The sequence below is a fragment of the Ruegeria sp. CDSA141 genome (assembly GCF_059612005.1).
The window spans coordinates 54,462-74,716 of record NZ_JBXWPT010000011.1 but is presented as its reverse complement, the minus strand read 5'-3'; the positions used below and the strand labels follow the sequence as shown (position 1 = coordinate 74,716).

At 56.4% G+C, this 20,255-nt stretch carries 17 protein-coding genes; 9 read left to right on the top strand and 8 right to left on the bottom strand.

Annotation, left to right across the window (positions count from 1 at the left end; genetic code table 11):
* The first annotated feature begins 39 nt into the window (after window positions 1-39).
* Genes AC2FLP_RS15465 through AC2FLP_RS15445 form a run of 5 tightly spaced genes read left to right on the top strand, consistent with a single transcriptional unit; the run spans window position 40 to window position 6,361 of the window.
* Window positions 40-1,878 (top strand): ABC transporter ATP-binding protein, encoded by a 1,839-nt coding sequence (locus AC2FLP_RS15465; RefSeq protein WP_496684846.1) that lies wholly within the window; start codon window positions 40-42, stop codon window positions 1,876-1,878.
* Window positions 1,875-3,707, top strand: a complete 1,833-nt coding sequence (locus AC2FLP_RS15460; RefSeq protein ID WP_496684847.1) for an ABC transporter ATP-binding protein — start codon at window positions 1,875-1,877, stop codon at window positions 3,705-3,707. The genes AC2FLP_RS15465 and AC2FLP_RS15460 overlap by 4 nt, the downstream gene beginning before the upstream one ends.
* Window positions 3,708-3,746: 39 nt before the next feature.
* The gene (locus tag AC2FLP_RS15455; protein WP_496684848.1) at window positions 3,747-4,976 is read left to right on the top strand and encodes a class I SAM-dependent RNA methyltransferase; all 1,230 of its coding nucleotides are present in this window, start codon (window positions 3,747-3,749) and stop codon (window positions 4,974-4,976) included.
* A 21-nt stretch (window positions 4,977-4,997) separates the two neighbouring features.
* Window positions 4,998-5,783, top strand: a complete 786-nt coding sequence (locus tag AC2FLP_RS15450) for an ion transporter (protein ID WP_117871317.1) — start codon at window positions 4,998-5,000, stop codon at window positions 5,781-5,783.
* Window positions 5,784-5,842: 59 nt separating this feature from the next.
* Window positions 5,843-6,361 carry a L,D-transpeptidase family protein gene (locus AC2FLP_RS15445; protein WP_496673590.1) on the top strand — a complete coding sequence of 173 codons (519 nt, stop codon included), beginning with the start codon at window positions 5,843-5,845 and terminating at the stop codon, window positions 6,359-6,361.
* Here AC2FLP_RS15445 and AC2FLP_RS15440 read toward each other — a convergent pair.
* From AC2FLP_RS15440 to cysQ, 7 genes are all read right to left on the bottom strand, one after another.
* A complete protein-coding gene (locus AC2FLP_RS15440; RefSeq protein WP_496684849.1) occupies window positions 6,358-7,797 on the bottom strand; it encodes a nodulation protein NodH in 1,440 nt (479 codons plus the stop codon). The two genes, AC2FLP_RS15445 and AC2FLP_RS15440, sit on opposite strands and share 4 nt — an antisense overlap.
* A 6-nt stretch (window positions 7,798-7,803) precedes the next feature.
* Window positions 7,804-9,504: a DUF5927 domain-containing protein gene (locus AC2FLP_RS15435; RefSeq protein ID WP_117871323.1), complete on the bottom strand. Its 1,701-nt coding sequence runs from the start codon at window positions 9,502-9,504 to the stop codon at window positions 7,804-7,806.
* Entirely contained in the window at window positions 9,501-10,487 is a 987-nt protein-coding gene (locus AC2FLP_RS15430) for a glycosyltransferase family 2 protein (protein WP_299900053.1), read from the bottom strand. The genes AC2FLP_RS15435 and AC2FLP_RS15430 overlap by 4 nt, the downstream gene beginning before the upstream one ends.
* A gap of 184 nt (window positions 10,488-10,671) precedes the next feature.
* Window positions 10,672-11,715: a glycosyltransferase family 2 protein gene (locus tag AC2FLP_RS15425; RefSeq protein WP_254683744.1), complete on the bottom strand. Its 1,044-nt coding sequence runs from the start codon at window positions 11,713-11,715 to the stop codon at window positions 10,672-10,674.
* A gap of 7 nt (window positions 11,716-11,722) precedes the next feature.
* Window positions 11,723-12,706 carry a UDP-glucose 4-epimerase GalE gene (gene galE / locus AC2FLP_RS15420; protein ID WP_496684850.1) on the bottom strand — a complete coding sequence of 328 codons (984 nt, stop codon included), beginning with the start codon at window positions 12,704-12,706 and terminating at the stop codon, window positions 11,723-11,725.
* Between the two features lie 70 nt (window positions 12,707-12,776).
* Entirely contained in the window at window positions 12,777-13,577 is an 801-nt protein-coding gene (locus tag AC2FLP_RS15415; protein WP_299899846.1) for a 3-deoxy-manno-octulosonate cytidylyltransferase family protein, read from the bottom strand.
* Window positions 13,577-14,374 carry a 3'(2'),5'-bisphosphate nucleotidase CysQ gene (gene cysQ, locus AC2FLP_RS15410; protein ID WP_299899848.1) on the bottom strand — a complete coding sequence of 266 codons (798 nt, stop codon included), beginning with the start codon at window positions 14,372-14,374 and terminating at the stop codon, window positions 13,577-13,579. Before cysQ ends, AC2FLP_RS15415 begins: the two co-directional genes overlap by 1 nt.
* Before the next feature lie 122 nt (window positions 14,375-14,496).
* On the opposite strand from cysQ, the gene AC2FLP_RS15405 reads away from it, so the two are divergent.
* Window positions 14,497-15,321 carry an ABC transporter permease gene (locus tag AC2FLP_RS15405; RefSeq protein WP_117871333.1) on the top strand — a complete coding sequence of 275 codons (825 nt, stop codon included), beginning with the start codon at window positions 14,497-14,499 and terminating at the stop codon, window positions 15,319-15,321.
* On the opposite strand, the gene AC2FLP_RS15400 is transcribed toward AC2FLP_RS15405, so the two are convergent.
* A complete protein-coding gene (locus AC2FLP_RS15400) occupies window positions 15,318-15,920 on the bottom strand; it encodes an alpha-ketoglutarate-dependent dioxygenase AlkB family protein (RefSeq protein ID WP_117871335.1) in 603 nt (200 codons plus the stop codon). The two genes, AC2FLP_RS15405 and AC2FLP_RS15400, sit on opposite strands and share 4 nt — an antisense overlap.
* A 212-nt stretch (window positions 15,921-16,132) precedes the next feature.
* On the opposite strand from AC2FLP_RS15400, the gene dnaK reads away from it, so the two are divergent.
* The 3 genes from dnaK to dnaJ all read left to right on the top strand — a co-directional run bounded on the left by dnaK (window position 16,133) and on the right by dnaJ (window position 20,099).
* Complete coding sequence (gene dnaK / locus AC2FLP_RS15395; protein WP_299899852.1) at window positions 16,133-18,040, top strand: molecular chaperone DnaK; 1,908 nt, start codon at window positions 16,133-16,135, stop codon at window positions 18,038-18,040.
* 181 nt (window positions 18,041-18,221) lie between these two features.
* The gene (locus AC2FLP_RS15390) at window positions 18,222-18,947 is read left to right on the top strand and encodes an FkbM family methyltransferase (protein ID WP_496684852.1); all 726 of its coding nucleotides are present in this window, start codon (window positions 18,222-18,224) and stop codon (window positions 18,945-18,947) included.
* 3 nt (window positions 18,948-18,950) lie between these two features.
* Window positions 18,951-20,099 (top strand): molecular chaperone DnaJ, encoded by a 1,149-nt coding sequence (gene dnaJ / locus AC2FLP_RS15385; RefSeq protein WP_496684853.1) that lies wholly within the window; start codon window positions 18,951-18,953, stop codon window positions 20,097-20,099.
* Window positions 20,100-20,255: the final 156 nt, after the last annotated feature.

Below are 20,255 nucleotides of genomic sequence, written 5' to 3'. Positions count from 1 at the left end.
TCGCACGTCTTTAGTTTCTGCTCAATCGGAGCACTCTCCATGTTTCGCTATTTCGAAAACCTTGTTGACCCTTTTGTTGCCTACCGCGAGGCTGACATACCGCCGACGCGCTTGTGGCCCTTCATGCTGGACTATTCGCGACCGTTCTTTCGGGTATTTTTCTGGGCGGCGCTGATTTCCATTGTCGTCGCGGGCGTTGAAATCGGACTGATCTATTACATGGGTCGCGTTGTGGATATGTTGGGCGGTACGCCGTCAGAGGTCTGGCAAAACCACGGAACGGAATTGCTTTTGATGGCGGCCTTTGTGTTGCTATTTCGACCGCTTCTGCATCTGGTCGATGTACTTATTCTGAACAATACGATCTTGCCAAACTTTGGCACATTGATCCGCTGGCGTGCGCACAAACATGTTTTGCGTCAATCAGTTGGCTGGTTCGAAAACGACTTTGCCGGGCGGATTGCAAACCGGATCATGCAGACACCGCCTGCGGCCGGTGAAGTGGTCTTTCAGGTTTTTGACGCGATTTCCTTTTCGTTGGCCTATTTGATCGGTGCGGCGTTCCTGCTGTATGCGGCGGATCCGCGATTATTGATCCCGCTGTTGATCTGGTTTGCGTTCTATGCGGCACTGGTGCGATGGACTGTTCAGCGTGTCGGTCCGGCGTCAAAGGCGGCATCGGACGCGCGTTCGACGGTCACGGGACGGGTCGTGGACAGCTATACGAACATCCATTCGGTCAAAATGTTTGCCCATGGCCCGCAAGAGCTGGACTATGCCCGTGAAGCGATCGAGGAAACCCGCCGGACATTTCAGATCGAAATGCGAATATTCACTATCATGGATGCCGTTCTGGTCGCATTGAACGGCATGCTGATCGTGGGCGTTGTGGGCTGGGCGATCGCGTTGTGGATGCAGGGCAGCGCTTCGGTCGGAGTTGTTGCAGCGGCCACGGCGCTGACCCTGCGCCTGAACGCCATGACCGGATGGATCATGTGGGCCCTGACCAGCTTTTTCCGCCAACTTGGTATCGTGGCCGAGGGGATGGAGACCATTGCCCAGCCCATCGATTTGATCGATGCACCTGATGCAAAACCCTTGCGGCTCGGCAAGGGAGAGATCCAGATCCTTGACCTCTCGCATCACTATGGTCGCGAGGCCGGCGGCTTGGACCATATCAATCTGACCATTCAACCGGGTGAAAAGATTGGCCTGATCGGTCGCTCCGGCGCTGGCAAATCGACCTTGGTAAAGTTGCTGCTGCGGTTCTACGACGTTGAGCGCGGTGCGATTTTAATTGATGGTCAGAACATTGCGAACGTTACCCAGGGCAGCCTGCGCAGTCATATCGGTATGGTTCAACAAGACAGCGCCTTGCTGCACCGCTCTGTACGCGACAACATCCTTTATGGCCGGCCGGATGCGTCCGAGGCGCAGATGATCGCCGCCGCCAAGCAGGCCGAAGCGCATGAGTTTATCCTCGACTTGCAAGATCCGCAGGGTCGGACCGGGTACGACGCACATGTCGGCGAACGGGGGGTGAAGCTCAGCGGTGGACAGCGGCAGCGCGTGACGCTGGCGCGGGTGATCCTGAAGGATGCGCCGATCTTGTTGTTGGATGAGGCGACATCCGCGCTAGATTCCGAGGTCGAAGCGTCAATTCAGGAAACCCTCTACGGCATGATGCAAGGAAAGACCGTGATCGCCATCGCCCACCGGCTCAGTACCATCGCGCAGATGGATCGGATTCTGGTTATGGATGCTGGCCGTATCGTTGAGGAAGGCACGCATTCCGACCTTCTGGCGCAGGGTGGCCTTTACGCCCAATTCTGGGCGCGGCAATCTGGTGGTTTCATGAACCCGGAGGCCGTTGAATGAGGGTTGCCGACCTCATCTATCCGTTCAGGAACATCGAAACGCCCCCGCCGCAGACGTTGGGGGCGTTCATTCGCTGGAGCCTGTCCGGCGCGTGGCCGATGTTGTTTGTTGCGGCAATCTTCTCGGCCACTGCAGGTGCGATGGAGGCGGGGACAGCGTGGATTCTGGGCCGTGTGATTGATGTGGCGATATCAAGCGGGCCCGAGAATTTTCTGACCCCGGCGAATATGTGGATGATCTTCGGTGCGGTCGCCTTCTTTATGTTGCTTCGCCCGATCCTGTTTGGCCTGTCATCTTTGTCGAACAATTACATTGTCATGCCAAACATCACACCTTTGGTGCTGGCCAAGCTGAACCGTTGGACGCTGGGCCAATCGGTGACGTATTTCGATGACGACTTTGCCGGCCGGATCGCTCAGAAACAGATGCAGACATCGAACGCCATGGCGTCGGTCGTGTCGGAAACCATCAGCGCGATTGTGTTTGCCCTGGCGTCTCTGGTGGGGTCTTTGCTTTTGTTAGGGTCTATACATCCTTTGGTGATGTTGCCCTTTGCCGCGTGGCTGGTGATCTACTTCCTGCTTGTGCGCTGGTATTTGCCGCGCATCCGAGTGCGGTCGGCGGCGCGGGCCGGGGCGCGGGCGATGGTGTCCGGGCAGGTGGTTGATACGATCACCAACATCAAGACTGTAAAGCTTTTCGCCCATTCCGCTTTTGAAGATCAGGCCGCGCGTGAATCGATGGTGGATCTGCGTGAAAAATCTCTGGATTTTGGCAAGTTGTCGGCCAGTTTCCGGTTCATCCTCATGACGCTGGCTGGAGTCCTGCCCGTCTTGCTGCTGGGCGCAACCTTGTGGCTGTGGCAGGGCGACATGGCGACCGCCGGGGATATCGTGGCTGCTGGGGCCGTTTCGATCCGTATAGCTCAGATGACCGGTTGGGTCAGTTTCACGTTGATGGGGCTGTATGCCAATGTCGGTGAAATTGAAAACGGGATGAAAACACTGGCCAAGCGTGACCGGATCGAAGATATGCGCGGCGCGAAGGACCTTGATGTGACGGAAGGATCGATTTCCTTCGAAGGCGTCAGCTTTGCCTATGGTCGCGATATCGGTGGGGTCATGGATTTGACCCTGACCATCGATCCGAGTGAAAAATTGGGCATCGTCGGTGCCTCGGGGGCGGGGAAATCCACGCTCGTTTCGCTGTTGCTCAGGCTCTATGACAAGGAAAATGGCGCTATTCGTATCGATGGCCAGGACGTATCGCAGGTGACGCAAGACAGTCTGCGCCGGCAGATCGGTATGGTCACGCAGGAAACGGCGATGTTCAACCGATCCGCTCGTGAGAATATTTTGTATGGTCGGCCGGACGCGTCAGAGGCCGAGATGATCAAGGCCGCAAAGAAGGCCGAAGCGCATGACTTCATCCTGAGTCTTGAAGATGCTCATGGTCGTAAGGGCTATGATGCTCATCTGGGGGAGCGTGGCGTAAAGCTCAGCGGCGGACAGCGGCAACGGATCGCTCTGGCGCGGGCCATTCTGAAAGATGCCCCAATTTTGGTTCTCGACGAAGCGACATCGGCGCTGGACTCCGAGGTTGAAGCTTCGATTCAGACTGCGCTGCATCGGGTGATGCAGGGTAAAACCGTGCTGGCCATAGCGCACCGTCTGTCCACGCTCAGCGAAATGGACCGCATCGTTGTTTTTGATCAGGGACGGATCGTGGAAACCGGAACCCATGAGGCGTTGCTGGACCTGGGCGGGCTGTATGCACGGTTCTGGCACCGGCAGTCGGGCGGCTTCATTCAGGCAGAAGCTGCGGAATAAGGGTTTTGTTGCTGTGAAAGCCCGGCTATCAGGCCTCCCATGACGCAGCAATTCACAATCACACGGCTTGGACATCAGGGCGACGGCATTGCCGATGGCCCCATCTACGCCCCACGCACCCTTCCGGGCGAAATCGTCAGCGGCACCCTTGTTGGCCAGCAATTGACCGATATCCGGGTCGACACACCGTCCGAACATCGTGTCAAAGCTCCTTGCCGCCACTACAAAGCGTGCGGTGGCTGCCAGTTGCAGCACGCATCTGATGCATTTGTGACCGATTGGAAGCTGCAAATCGTCAACAACGCGCTGACGGCGCAAGGTCTCGAAGCGCCACTGCGCCCAATACACACATCGCCCGAACAGTCGCGGCGGCGCGCTACGATTGCCGTAAGGCGCACGAAGAAGGGCACGTTGGCGGGGTTTCACGGTCGTGCATCGGGCACGATCACAGAGATACCCGACTGCCGGTTGCTTGAGCCGGAATTGATCGCGGCTATTCCGGTGGCCGAGGCGCTGGCTGTTCTGGGAGGAAGCCGCAAGGGCGCTTTGGCCGTCACGCTCACACTGTCCGAAGGTGGTCTGGACGTGGCTGTCAAAGGCGGCAAACCTCTGGACGGCCCCTTGGAACTGGCGTTGGCGCAGGCGACTGAGAAGCATGGTCTGGCCCGGCTCAGCTGGGATGGTGAGGTTATTGCCATGCGGCATGCGCCGGTTCAGCGTTTTGGGACAGCCAGCGTCACGCCGCCTCCCGGAGGTTTTTTGCAGGCAACAAAGGATGGCGAACAGGCTCTATTACAGGCTGTTTTCGAAGCAACACAAGGTGCGAAGCGTATCGTTGACCTGTTTTCGGGCAGCGGAACGTTCTCACTGCCATTGGCGGAAAACGCCGAAGTTCACGCGGTTGAAGGCGAAGCTGCCATGATTCAGGCACTCGATCAGGGCTGGCGCCGGACACAGGGGTTGAAACGTGTAACGACCGAGGTCCGCGACCTGTTCCGCCGCCCGCTGATGCCGGACGAGCTGAAATCTTTCGACGCGATAGTGCTGGACCCGCCCCGCGCCGGTGCCGAAGCGCAGGTAAATGAGATTGCACAGTCGCAACGCCCGGTGATTGCCTATGTATCGTGCAGTCCTGTCACCTTTGCGCGCGATGCGAAAACGCTGGTTAACGCGGGTTACACCCTTGAATGGGTACAGGTCGTTGACCAATTTCGATGGTCTTCACATACGGAACTCGCTGCGCGGTTTGTCCTGAGCGCCGCAACTTGATCAGGCAGGGGAATGCGACTCATGGGGTTTAAACAGCGTTTGCTGAACATTATCGAAGCGCCGGTATTCGGTCGCTTCATTACTGCTGTCATAATCTTCAATGCCATTCTTTTGGGGATGGAGACATCGCCAACCCTGATGGAGTTAGCAGGTCCGCTGATCGTCGCGCTGGATAGACTTTGCCTGACGATCTTCGTGGTCGAAATTACCATGAAGCTGATCGCCACCGGGCGCAGGTTCTTTACCAATGGCTGGAACATTTTCGATTTCCTGATCGTAGGCATCGCCCTGGTTCCCAGTGCCGGAGGTTTGTCGGTGCTGCGTGCCCTGCGAATTTTGCGGGTGTTGCGCGTGATTTCCGTCGCGCCTCGCCTGCGTCGCGTGGTCGAGGGGTTCATCTCCGCCCTTCCCGGAATGGCCAGCGTGTTTCTGCTGATGGCAATTCTGTTCTATATCGGGGCGGTTATCTCGACCAAGTTGTTCTCGACATCGTTCCCGGGTTGGTTCGGCGATCTGGGCCTGTCTGCTTATACGCTATTCCAGATCATGACATTGGAAAGCTGGTCGATGGGCATCGTGCGCCCGGTGATGGAGATCTATCCCTATGCCTGGGTCTTCTTTGTTCCATTCATCATGGTCACCACATTTGCCGTGGTGAACCTCTTGGTGGGTCTGATCGTAAATTCGATGCAGGATGCCCACCACGCCGAGGATGAAGTTAAAACCGACGCCTATCGAGATGAGGTTCTGGAACGGCTGGAAAGCATTGAACGTCGACTGGCCGAGCAGTCGAACATCAAAAAGTGATTTCAGTTTTTTCCTTTTTTGGCATAATGATCAAAAAAAAGCAGAGCAGGCAGTGAAACATGGATCGTCGAGTATTCGGATTGGGGGCGTTGGCAACGCTGAGCCTTTCGGCTTGTGCCTCTGGCAGCCCAAGATTTCTGACTTATAAAGGACCCGAGGTGACATCGTTGGTGGTCAACAAGAGCACGCGTAAGCTTTACTTGTTGCACCACGAAAGAATCCTCAAGGAATATGATGTCGAATTGGGGTTTGCGCCGAATGGAACAAAGAACCAGCGCGGCGACGGCCGGACGCCCGAGGGCACTTATCTGATCGACCGTCGCAACCCCAGAAGCCGATATCATCTGTCCATAGGCATATCCTATCCCAACTCGCAGGATGTCGCCAAAGCCAAGGCCGCGGGCGTTGATCCGGGTGGAGATATATTCATCCACGGAGAACCCAATCTACGCTCAGAGCGGAAACGCGCAAAAAAGACGCGGGATTGGACGGCAGGATGCATCGCGGTCAAGAATGACGAAATCGAAGAGATCTATTCGATGGTTAACAAAGGCACGCTGATCACCCTGCGTCCTTAGGCTGTTTTCGGCAGCCAGTCACTGAACCCGAAGGTTTCATAGTCGCGCTGGTACGCTGTAACTGCCTGCGCCTCGAGGTTTTCGTCGTAGATTTGATCCAGAGCGTATGGTTCATCCGGCGCGCAGTGACCTGGTGGAGGCGGGTCTGAATGCCCCAGGTTGCGTGCCAGATCCGGCAAAGCCGTCATCAGGTCCTCTTCTCTCAGAATCAGATCCGGCATGGTGAAGGATGCGATTCCCTCCAGTGTTCTGGACTGGCTGCACCACGTACCGTCTACGCGGATCGGCGTCTGCCCGTTCAGGTTGAGGCGCAAAAAGCCCAGAAAACCCGAAAATGCTTCACGGTGTTGTTCGACAGAATAATTGGTGTCCCGTACTTGCCCCGGGATTGGCAGTTTGAGCCGGTTACGAAGATAGTTCCGCACCATCTTGTAGCTGCCTGGCCCCGTACTCAGAATGTGTTGACAAAACACCGTATGTGCCCGGGCCAGAGGGTGCCGCAGAACCGTGAATTGCCGATGACCGGGATGGTTCTGCTTCCAGGAACGGACCTGTTTGCGGTTCTGGTCCGTGATCAGTTTGTCCTTCGGGCATCCGTCCAGATCAGCCAGCCACTGCTCAATAACAGGCTCTATTCCACCGCGAATAGGCAAATACATCAATGGAGACCGGGCGGCGGCAACGTAAAGCGGCACAGCCGCCCCGCGCTGCGGTTCAAAGCTTGTTGACCGATGCAATCCGAACCGATCCTGGTCGCACAGTGCTTGCTTCATCTCTTCAGGATTGGTGACCTTGGACAAAGCCGGTGACGGGTTTTGTGGCTTCAGGGAATCATCCAGCCTGGTCAGCCGCGCCTCGACGCCCAACCATGCAGCCAGCCCGTTTATGACCTCCAACTCGGTCAGGTCGTCATAGTTAATGAAGAACCCTGTTTGGCCTGTTTTTTGCAAGTGCCGTTGCACCATAAGCCGATGGCCTTGCACCTGGTTCAGATAATCCGAAAACTCGTCGGCGTCGAAGACAACCTGCGCGTCGACGCGACGTTTGACATTCTTCAGCAGCCACTGCTGCGTTTTCCGCGCGATTTTCAGCGACAGATAGCTGTCCAATGGATTTCGGGTCAGAAGGATCTTGGCACAGCACGGGTCGTTCAGCATGGGTTTCAGGATACGTGGGTCATGGTCTTCGAAATATCGAAAGCCATTGATGTCGCCCGGCGCTGATCGGATGGCTTTGAGCATTCGCATCGGATCCGCATCCCGGTCTTCCAGCGACAGGCCGAGCAGGTGGTCGGATTTCAGGCTGCCGACGAAATGCGGGTTGAATGCCTCTCCGTGACAGGTAATCCCATCCATCGCATTCAGGTTGGCTTCGAGCAGGTTCGAACCTGTTCGCATGGCGGCCAAAATCACGAAGTAGTCAAAACTGGCTGACATGGGCAATCACTGCACCAGATATGGTTTTCGGTAGGGTTTTGCCTGACGGCCGAATACGTCGTCCGCCGGGAAGTCGCCCATCAGATAAGGGTGCATTCCCTGATTCTTGAGGTTTTGCAGGAACTTCCCGAATCCGGACAGATCGACCATGGTTGGCACTTCGGTCAGGTGGCTGGTCGGTTGCATGCCTATTTCTTCAAGCACTGCCTGCAATGCATCCATCGGAGATTCAATGAAATCTGCCAACGTCCAACTGCGCATCCGCGCTTTGGTCCAGACCGATGTCAGCACCTCAAGCTGCTTGGTTTCAATTCGTTGCAGGCGCGCCGCCTCACACCGAATTTCCGAGAAGTTCATATTGGATCGGAACAGTGGAATTGCCCACGCGCCAGTGATGACCGAAATCTGAGCGTTTTTGTCCCGCGCCAGAAACCAGTTGATCTCCTGGGTGTCCCGCGGGCTGAACTGGAAACACTGGCGCTCGCCCCGCGTATTCCAGATCAGGTTCGACAAAAAGGCGGTTGGGTTGTAGTCCCGCAGCTCTGCACTGTCGCTGAGAGCCCCATTTGTTATGGCTTCCCCTTGCGAAAAACCGACGCGCCCCGGCCCGAAAAGATGCCCGTGGACTCTGGTTCCCGTGGTCGCGGCCAGCCATGGTTCAAAATCCTCGAACAGTTCTGAAAAGCCTTGAAATACGGAATACTGTGACGATGTCAGACCGTTTTCACTGCCATGCCGGGGAAACCGGCTTTGCATGTACAGCCCGTCGCGTCCACGAGTTCGCCGCTCCACAGCTTTGGAGAATACACGGTCGATCTTGCCCGGATTGGGTTCCGCCGGTTTCATTGCTCCTGTCTGATCTGTCAGGAATGCCTGGTACAACCGTTCCGCGCGAGGCCAGATTTTTCGGGCCACAAAACAATCTGATCGGCGCAGCAATTGCAGATGATCGTCATAGAAGATGTGTGGACGGCCCTGATAATCGAATTTGGACAGGGTCAGAGACCGGCTTTCTATATGCGTGGAATACAACCGCGCCAACGTCTGAAAATAGCTTTCATCCGGAATCCAGACATGGCGGAAGTACTTGTCATATAGCTTGCGTCTGGGATCCTGAAGGATTGCGGACAGCGTTTGACGGGTCAGGCACCACCACTGACTGCCCATATGCGGAACCAGGCCGTCGGGGATTTGCCTGCGAAATCCTACGGCGCGCTGAAGTTTTACATATGCGTCGAATAATTTGCGATGCTTGCGCCAGGAAAACGGAAACCGCAGGGTGAACCGTTCATGATCCAGCCCGCCGATGGTCCAGCTGACATCAGACGTGGTCGCGCTTTCGATGAAATCGACGCGCGGCCTGTCTGACAGGTAATCGATCAGTTCCTCGACTGGTCGCAAGGGCAAGCAGGCCCCCGAGGCCAGAAACACATGGCGAACTTCTGGGAATTGCTCCAACATCAACTCGGAGGCGCTTTGCGAGGCGGCAACAATGCCCCAGCCACCCCAGTCACACCGATGTCGATCTGAAAACACGATCGCGGGATTGTTGGAACAGGACGCTACAAATCGGGAATAGACATCGTCTGACACCTTGCGATCCACGTGGATGACCACCGGGCATCCTGCAGCCGTCCAGTGGCGTGCGACCTGTTCGGCACGGTCCAGCGACGTATGAACCAACATGACAATACCCAGACCGCTCATGCCCAGTTTCCTTTCGACATGAGGCCAAGGATCTCAAGCTGCCGCCAGTTGATATAGGCCTCGGACCACTCGCACCAGAAAACGGGCTTGTCCTCAAGCTGTGTCGCATAGGCCCTGTATTCGCCGGAGCCGCGGTAATGCTGGCCACGCTCCAGTTCTTCGCGGGCTTTGTCGCCAAGAATATTGATCAACTTGGCATGAAGCAGCGACCCGCTGGCCTTCTCGCCGCCCCATTCGTCATAAACCTGATTGAGCCCGCGCGGCAAAAGCGAATGGGTCGAGCTGACATAAACATAGCGCCGGTCCCATTTTACAAGCGGAATCTTGTTCAGCGCCGGTGCCTTGGAGGGGTTGTCCCGAAAGAACACACGCGCCCGTGGACCCCCTTGTATCCAAAGATTTTTGTATTCGGGGTTTTTGGTAATCATATAGTTGCCGGGATCGAACCAACGCGCAATTTCGAACGGGTTCTGACCTTCGGCATAAGGTTCGGCGTCCACCGCCCCCTCAGGGTACATGTCGATCAGCATCGTGCCAAAACTGCGTACGGCACTGCCATCCAGCCAGTCGGTCAAAGCACGGATCGGGCGAGTGTCGCAGAACGGATAGATGAAGAATTCATCCGGATCGACGCTCAGCACCCAATGTCCATGCGCATATCTGTGCAGCAGATAGTTTGACCAGTCCAGACCATAGCTTGCGCGTTTGTAACTGGTTGTCGTCCGCCAGACCGAAACATCGGCCTGTTCTTTCAAAAACTCAAAACTGCCATCATCGCTGTCGTTGTCGACAAACAAAAAATGATTGATGCCCAGTTTGCGATAGTATTCGAGGAAGAAGGGCAGGCGAATTTTCTCGTTCCGAACAACGCTCATCAACAGGATATCATCACGGCGGATTGCTTGTGTGTTGTTGCTGACCGGCCTGAGTTCGCGGCGACGTTTGAGGCAACGCAGAATACGGCGCTTGCGCCGCAACCTCATCTTGTAAGACTCAAACAGGCTCACGTGACTGCCCAACCTTTTTATGACGCGAGCTTTCCCCAAACCCGTCGCGACCGTTAACACGACATGGCGTTGCAGGTTTATGCCACTTTTGCATCTTCAGAGGCAACGACTTTAAAACCCGTAAATTGTAAACGTGCGGTTGATGCCCTTGTTTTCGTTTTCAATCCCAGCCTCCGCCACTCATCAGACCCAACTGTTCCAGCTGGCTCCATCCGGTGAAGCGCACCGATTGCGAGGTCCACATATCCGGCTGGTTGATTATTCCATCGTAGTATGGCCCGAATTGGTCCGGATCATGAAAATGCTGGCGTCGCTGCTTTTCGGTATTGGATTTCTCGATAACGTCCGGCAGGAACTTCGTGTGCAGCAACACGCCCGACGGGGCATCACCGCCCGGCCCATCATAGGTTTCGTTCAGATGGCGCGGCAGGGCGGAATGACAAGAGTTCACATAAGCATAGCGCCGCGACCAGCGCATCAGCGGGATCTTGTTCAGCGTTGGGGATCTTTGCCGTGTCTGCGTAAAGAACATCCGTTCCCGCGCGCCGCCCTGCACCCAAAGATTGCCCATCGGGCTTTGCCGTTGCGTACGATACGGTCCTGAATCGAACCAGCACAGCAGATTTGTGGGGTCGGTGTCCGGGTCATAAGCATTGTCGCCCAAAGGACCCTGGGGATAGAGGTCCAGCATCAGCGCCCCGAACCCGATCTGCCCGCGCCGGTCCAGCCAAGCTGTCAGGTCATGCAGGGACCGGGTGTCACAGTGGGCATAGACCAGCAGTTCATCCGCATCCACCATAAGGCACCAGTGGCGGTGGCCATAGCGCATCTGCAACCAGGTTAACCAGTCCAGGCCAAACCGCGATCCACGATAGCTGGTATGGGTTTTCCACACAGAGACATCCGGTTGATCCTGCAGATACTCGGACGATCCATCGTCACTGCCGTTGTCGACGATCAGAAAATGATCGACACCCAAAGCGCGATAGTGACGAAAGAACCACGGCAGGCGGATGATTTCATTGCGTAGGGTGACCAAAGCCAACACGTCACCGCCCTTGATCTCGGCCGTCCGATCCTTCTGGCAGGTCAATTGATGTCGGCTGCGCAGCGACCTCCAGAGCAGCCGCCGGCGTTTCCAGCGCAACCTGTACTGCCGTGCCCATCCGATCCGGGGAAGTGTCAAAGCAGTGCTGGATGTCACCGGGTCCTCATTTCTCGTAGTGGCCGTTCTGGTGCCAGCGCCAGGCATCTGCGACCATCGTCTCTAACGTAGATCTTTTGGGCTTCCATCCCAGTTCGTTTTCAGCCCGCACAGAGCCGGATACCAGCTTGGTGCAATCTCCTGCCCGTCGAGGGCCCACAGTATACGGCACGGAACGGTTGGTGACGGACTTGGATTGCTCGATCACCTCAAGGACGGAAAACCCGGACCCGGTGCCCAGATTGAAGACTCGGCTGTCTTTGCTCTGTTCCAACCAGCCTAGCCCCAGAATATGTGCATCTACCAGGTCACAAACATGTACATAGTCGCGGATACATGTGCCGTCGGGCGTGTCGTAATCCGTCCCAAAGACGGTAAGACCTTCCCGCTTGCCGTCAATCGCGTCCAACATCAGCGGAATCAGATGGGTTTCGGGTCGGTGAAACTCGCCCACATCCCCTTCAGGATCAGCGCCTGCAACGTTGAAATAGCGGAAGATGACATGGCGCAGCCCATGAGCCGCCTCGAAATCCTTGAGGATATCTTCGATCGCGCGTTTCGATGCTCCGTAGGCGTTCAGGGGATACTGCGCCGTGGATTCATCGAGTACCACATTGTCATGCTCACCATATGTGGCACATGTGGACGAAAACACGAAATCCAGACACCCGGCTGCAACCGCTGCTTCAATAAGCGTCAGCGAGCCTGTGACATTGTTCGACCAATACAGTCCGGGTTGACGCATGGCATCGCCAACCTGGCTGAGCGCCGCAAAATGCATCACTGCATCTGGTTTGTGTTTCGCGAAAACTTCATCCAGGCGGTCCCGATCCAAAAGGTCGCCCTGTTCAAAAGGGCCAAACTTTACCGCATCCTGCCAACCCGTGATCAGATTGTCGTAGGTCACAGGAAGATAACCTGCCTGCGCAAGCGCCTTGCAGGCATGTGAGCCGATGTACCCGGCACCACCGGTGACAAGAATTGTCTTCATGGCATATCCATCGGGGTTGGTTGAGGAACAGTTTCGGCAAGGGCGCCGTCAGAGTCATGGGGAAAAGACGTCACTCCAGCCCCATGGCTGCCATCATCTCTTCGATTTTGGGCACGTCCTGCGGGTTGTTCAGTTCCCAGAACTGACGGCCCCTTGCCTCGACCTCGACGCACAGAACCTTGCGCCCGTTTTCCATGAACCTGAGCTGTTCCAGGCCTTCCAGCTGTTCCAGAGGGCCGATTGGCCAACCTGGATACGCCGCCAGTGCATCGGGCCGATAGGCGTAAACGCCGACATGGTGAAAAACGGGTGTCGCTGCATCACCGGTGTATGTCTGGGACGTAAAGGGCACGACCTCTTTCGAGAAGTACATCGCACTGCGATCGCGTCCGAATACTGCCGTCGTGCCACCCACACGGTCATGCTTCCGGTCGTTCAGAAGACTGTTCAACGCATTACCATCGCAGCGCAAAACAGGGGTCGCAACACCGGCTTCCGGGGCCGCGCGCAGGCTGGACACCAGATCTTCGACAAACCATTGCGGTGTCAGCGGAGCGTCTCCTTGCAGGTTGACGATGATTTCATACCCGCCGCCCAGAACCTCATGCGCTTCGGCGCATCGTTCGGTGCCGTTTTGACAGCTTTCCGAGGTCATCACGACCTCGGCCCCAAAGCCCTCGGACACTTCGCGAATTCGGTCATCATCCGTCGCAACAACTACGCGATCGACACCAGAGACCGACTTGGCTGCACGCCAGGACCGTTCGATCAATGTCATGGAATCGCCCTTCGCGCCGGTCAGAGGAACCAGAGGTTTGCCGGGATAGCGGGTCGAGGCGTAGCGGGCGGGGATGGCAATCAGAACAGACATCAGGCTTCCTTCAGTTCAACACCCGGAGCGTAGGCAATAAAGAACGGATTTGCATAGCCATCTTTGCCATAAACCAACGGAGTATGGTCGTCAAAACGCACAACCCGGCCACCGGCTCCGGCCAGTACTGCATGGCCCGCTGCCGTATCCCATTCCATCGTGCGTCCGACGCGTGGGTAAATATCCGCTTCGCCCGTGGCAACCAGACAGAACTTGAGTGACGAACCCGCGCTTTTGCTGTCCTTCACATGATATTTGTTGATGTAGTCCTCGGTGGCCTGATCCCTGTGGGACTTTGACGCCACAACCAACAGTCCGGAATTGACCGGTTCAGAGACTGATATGGGCGTCAAAGGACCTGTCACGTTTTTGTCGAAAGCACCTGTTTCCTCGACCGCACGGCCATCAGCCAGCGTGAAGAACATACGACCCCGCGCCGGGGCATAGACGACACCCCGGGTCGGCACTCCGTTTTCGACAAGTGCGATGTTGACGGTAAAATCACCGCGACGGTTGATGAACTCCTTGGTGCCGTCCAGCGGGTCAACAATGAGGAAAGTGTCGCCTTTTTCAGAGTGCGAAGCGGCCTGTTCTTCGGTGACCAGAAGAGTATCGGGGAATGCCGCACGCAACCCGGCCGAAATCAATGCGTCAGCGGCTTCGTCTGCCTCGGTCACAGGGCTGGAGTCGGATTTGACTTTGACATCGAAATCATCCGCCTCGTAGATTTCCATGATCTTGTCGCCTGCCTCCAGAGCCAGTCGCCGGATGACGGGAATAAGCGCGTCGTAGGTCACAAAAAAGCTCCGTTCCTGTGGTTTGTTGATCCAAACTCGCGATCGACTTATGATGCGGCGGTTACGGAACGGCAAGATATTCATGCCAGTTTAGAGGCGACGAAGCAGAAAAGACCCTTTGAATGTTCTATTTCAAGCGTAACCAAACGCTGCTGGGCAGCGCTTTCACGACGGCTGAGCTGGTGTTCCATGCCACCGTACGAAAGGTGCGCTCGCAACATCCGAATGCGATCGTCGCCATTCTGATCAATGTCCTGCAACTTGTGGTGATGGGAACTACTTTCTACCTGCTCATGTCACTGATGGGCCGGGGCGGAATTCCAAAGATCAGGGGCGAATTTCTGCTGTATGTTCTGTCCGGCGTGTTCCCCTTCATGCTGCATATCCAGTCAATAGGTGCGATTTCAGGGGTGGGGTCCGCGAACAATCCGATGATGCTCCATTCACCTATGAATGTGATGGTGACGATCCTGTCTGCGGCGCTCGGTATTCTTTACAAGCAATTGCTGGCCATGTTTGTGATCCTGTTCATCTACAGCGTCGCGGTCGCCCCGATCGAGGTGCAGGATCCCGGCGGTGCATTCGCGATGCTGATATTGGCCTGGTTTACCGGATGCGCCGTGGGTTTGGTGTTCATGGCAATGAAACCCTGGTTTCCGACAACCGTGGGAATGCTCACCAATATCTATCGCCGCCTGAACATGGTGTTTTCGGGAAAGATGTTCGTTGCAAACACACTGGGAGGCGGATTGTTGATGATGTTCGCCTGGAACCCGTTGTTTCATATTATCGACCAGTGTCGGGGCTTCATTTTCCGAAACTATTTTCCGCGAAACACAAGCTGGGAGTACGCATTGTGGGTTGGAATCGCCTTGCTGATGATCGGACTGATGGGTGAGTTTTTTACACGCCAGCATGTTTCACAGAGCTGGAACGCGCGGCGCTAACGTGCGACCCGCAGCGTCAAGTTGATCCGTCCGCCTTTTGGCAACAGCCGGGATGACCCGTATCTGATCCGGTCGACCCCGTGATAGGCCAGCCGTGCCGGGCCGCCCATGATCACCACGTCGCCCGAGCCCAGCCAGATCGACTCGGTTTTGCCGCCACGGGTCGTATTGCCGATCCGGAACAGGGCGTCATCGCCTAAGGAAACCGACAGAACCGGCCAGGAAAAATCTGCTTCGTCCTTGTCCTGATGCAGGCCCATTTTGGCGCCTTCCCCATAGTAGTTGATCAAACAGCAATCCGGTGCGCGCTCGGTGCCGACCAGGTCACGCCAGATATCAAGAATTGCGAGGGGAATTTCAGGCCAGACCCCGCCTTTCGGATGCTCGCCCTGATAGCGATAGCCCGCCTTGTCGGTCACCCATCCCAGATCCCCGGCCGAGGTCATTCGCACCGACATCTCTTTACCCGACGGCGTGACGGGTCGAAACAAGGGCGCAGCTTTCAGAATCGGTCGCAGGGCTGCGATCACCTGTGTCTGAGCGGCGGGATCAAGATAGCCTTTTCTGATTTCGAACTCTCGCAAAATCACCCGCGTCATTCCGGAAACCCCAAACCTTTCCAATTCATTGCCAAAAAAGACATCAAATTCCCGAAAACCTGCGTTCTACGGTGCTTGCAGGCCCCTTGTCTCGCCCTTATATACGCCGGGACGCGCGATGGTAGTGCTGTCGCGCACATCAGATCGGGGGTGGGATGCCATAACGGGTCCGATCCTCGGGACATCGCCTTGAAGAGAAAGGGATTGCAAAAATGGGAAAAGTAATCGGGATTGACCTCGGAACCACAAACTCCTGTGTGGCCATCATGGAAGGCTCGCAGCCAAAGGTCATCGAAAACGCCGAAGGGGCGCGGACCACGCCTTCGATCGTCGCCTTCACCGAAGATGAGCGACTGGTCGGTCAGCCTGCAAAACGTCAGGCGGTCACCAACCCCGACAACACGATCTTTGGCGTCAAGCGTCTGATCGGTCGTCGTGTGGATGATGCAGAAGTCCAGAAGGACAAGAAAATGGTGCCGTACGCCATCGTGGATGGCGGCAACGGTGACGCGTGGGTGGAAGCCCGCGGCGAAAAATACTCCCCAAGCCAGATTTCGGCCTTCACTCTGGGCAAGATGAAGGAAACCGCCGAGAGCTATCTGGGTGAAGAAGTCACGCAGGCGGTCATCACCGTTCCCGCGTATTTCAATGACGCCCAGCGTCAGGCCACCAAAGACGCAGGCAAAATCGCCGGACTGGAAGTGCTGCGGATCATCAACGAACCGACAGCCGCCGCGCTGGCCTATGGTCTGGACAAAGAAGAAACCCAAACCATCGCGGTTTATGACCTTGGTGGTGGTACGTTCGACGTGACCATTCTGGAAATCGACGACGGGCTGTTCGAGGTCAAATCGACCAATGGCGACACCTTCCTGGGTGGTGAAGACTTTGACATGCGCATCGTCAACTACCTAGCGGATGAGTTCAAAAAGGAACACGGTGTCGATCTGTCCAGCGACAAGATGGCCCTGCAGCGTCTGAAAGAAGCCGCTGAAAAAGCCAAGATCGAACTGTCCTCGACCTCGCAGACCGAGATCAACCAGCCGTTCATCTCGATGGGCGCCAACGGTCAGCCGCTGCACATGGTCATGAAACTGACCCGTGCCAAGCTGGAATCGCTGGTCGGCGATCTGATCAAGAAGTCGATGAAACCCTGTCAGGCAGCATTGAAAGACGCCGGCCTGTCGGCGGGCGACATTGATGAGGTTGTTCTGGTCGGCGGTATGACCCGCATGCCCAAGGTGATCGAAGAGGTCACCAAATTCTTCGGTAAAGAGCCGCACAAGGGTGTGAACCCGGACGAAGTAGTTGCCATGGGCGCCGCCATTCAGGCCGGTGTTCTGCAGGGTGACGTCAAAGACGTGGTTCTGCTGGACGTAACCCCGCTTTCGCTGGGTATCGAGACGTTGGGCGGCGTGTTCACTCGTCTTATCGACCGCAACACCACGATCCCGACGAAAAAGTCTCAGGTCTTCTCGACCGCCGAGGACAACCAGAACGCTGTGACCATCCGCTGTTTCCAGGGTGAGCGCGAAATGGCTGCGGACAACAAGATCCTGGGTCAGTTCAACCTTGAAGATATCCCGCCTGCACCGCGCGGCATGCCTCAGATCGAGGTGACTTTTGACATCGACGCCAACGGCATTGTCTCGGTTTCGGCAAAGGACAAAGGCACCGGCAAAGAGCAGAAGATCACCATCCAGGCATCGGGTGGTCTGTCGGATGAAGATATCGACAAGATGGTTAAGGACGCCGAAGAGAACGCGGAAGCCGACAAGGAGCGCCGCGAGCTGATCGAGGCGAAGAACCAGGCGGAAAGCCTCATCCACTCGACCGAGAAGTCGATGGAAGAGCATGCCGACAAGGTCGACCCGACCACCATCGAAGCCATCGAGCTGGCGATCGCCGCGCTGAAGGACGAGCTGGAAACCGAAAATGCCGACAAGATCAAGTCGGGTATCCAGAATGTCACCGAAGCAGCCATGAAGCTGGGCGAAGCCATATACAAGGCGCAGGCCGAAGAAGGCGAAGAGGAACCTGCTGCCGCTGACGCCGCACCGGGTGACGATGACATCGTCGACGCCGAGTTCGAAGATCTCGACGACAACAAGCGCGCCTGACCAGTTGCTCGGTTTCCGGCGGGCCCATTCAGGGCCCGCCGGAACGGTCTTCACCATGCAGCACGCGTCTCCGAAACCTCCATTTGGCACCTACGCTCTCTCAACTCGGGTGGAAAGATTGCGCCGGTGGTCTGAAGGCATGCCGCGTCAATGGATGTCGTCCGGAATTCGAAGGGTACTGATGGCTTCTCAGCGAGAGCCTTACGATGTTGAGGTGTTCGGCGGGCAGAAATGCCGATTGTACCCTTCAGACAACTGGGCCGAACGTCGCGTCATAACCGGATTGCAATTCTTTGATCTGGATGAGCGTCAATCACTGGCCAACCATATATCGCAGGGCTCTGGCGATTATGTCTTTGTCGACGCTGGTGCGAATCTCGGGCATTACACCCTGTGGGTCAGATCAGTTGCGCAGAAGTTTGGGCGCAACCTAAGGGCTCTGGCTGTTGAGCCGGATCCGGTCAACAAGGCCCGTCTCGGTACCAATCTGGCTGCCAATCAAGCCAGTGAAGTCACTCATTGCGATAAAGCACTGTCTGACAAACCGGGTAAGGTGTGGTTCGAGTCTGCGAATCTCGGTGACAGGGGGCACGCCAAAGTTGCCGAGTCGGGCGATCTGTGCGTTCAGGCGGTTCCGTTGCTGGACGCGATACGCGATGCCCGGCTGACCAGGGTTGATGCGATGAAAATGGATATTGAAGGCCAGGAAACCCGCGTATTGCGCGCTTTTTTTGAAGATGCCCCGCGGGAAATCTGGCCTGAAGTGCTGCTGATAGAAATCAAGCATTCGGACGATGGGCTTGACCAGATCTTGAATAAGGCAGGTTACGTGGCCAGTTTTGCAAACAACACCAACGGCGTGTACAGACTCAATGAAAGCACCGCGTCCGGCGGCACGAAGGAATAACAAATGTCAAAGCGCGACTACTATGAAGTGCTCGGCGTGTCCAAGGGCGCTTCGGCGGACGAGATCAAGAAGGGTTTTCGCAGGAAAGCCAAAGAGCTGCATCCTGACCGCAACAAAGACAACCCGGATGCTGAGGCGCAGTTCAAGGAAGCCAACGAAGCTTACGATGTTCTGCGCGATGCCGAAAAAAAGGCTGCTTATGATCGCTTTGGTCATGCTGCTTTTGAAAACGGCATGGGCGGAGGTGGTCGCTCAGGTGGCGGCTTTGGCGGGCAAGGCGATTTCTCCAGCGCATTCTCGGATGTGTTTGACGACCTGTTCGGTGATTTCATGGGTGGTCAACGGGGTGGCGGCGGGCGTCGCGCCGCGCGCGGCTCGGACCTGCGCTTCAACCTGCGTGTGACGCTGGAAGAGGCTTTCTCTGGCCTGCAAAAAACCATAAATGTGCCAACGGCTGTGGCGTGTTCGTCTTGCGACGGCACCGGGGCCGAAGGTGGCGTTGAGCCCACTTCCTGCCCCACCTGTTCAGGCATGGGGAAAGTACGGGCACAACAGGGCTTCTTTACCGTGGAACGAACCTGCCCGACCTGTTCGGGACTGGGTCAGATCATCAAGAACCCTTGTAAATCCTGTCAGGGGGCTGGCCGGGTCGAAAAAGACCGTGCTTTGTCGGTGAACATCCCTGCTGGTGTCGAAACCGGAACGCGCATTCGCCTGGCGGGCGAAGGTGAGGCCGGACTGCGTGGTGGTCCTCCGGGCGATCTGTACATTTTCGTGGAAGTATCCGAGCACAAACTGTTCGAACGTGACAGCGTCAATCTCTATTGCCGCGTGCCGGTCAGCATGGCAAAGGCGGCGTTGGGCGGATCGATCGAGGTTCCGACCATCGATGGCGGCCGCGGCCGCGTTCAGATTCCCGCCGGAAGCCAGTCGGGTCGGCAAATGCGCCTGCGCGGAAAAGGCATGCCAGCGCTGCGCGGCGGTGGCGTCGGCGACATGTTCATTGAACTGGCCGTGGAAACCCCGGTCAACCTGACCAGCCGCCAGAAAGAGCTGCTGCGCGAGTTTGATGATCTGGGCGAAGACAACCATCCGGAATCAAAAAGCTTTTTCTCATCCGTCAAATCCTTCTGGGACGGAATGAAAGGCTGAGATCGTGCACTGATGGGGGCTCTGCCCCCACAGCCTTAGGGCGATTCCCCCGGGATATTGATGGCCAGATGAAGCAAGGGACCCGTTCTTCATCTGGCTAAAAATATCCCGGAGCGCGAGGGGGAGCCTCGCTGGACACTATTATTCTCATAATGT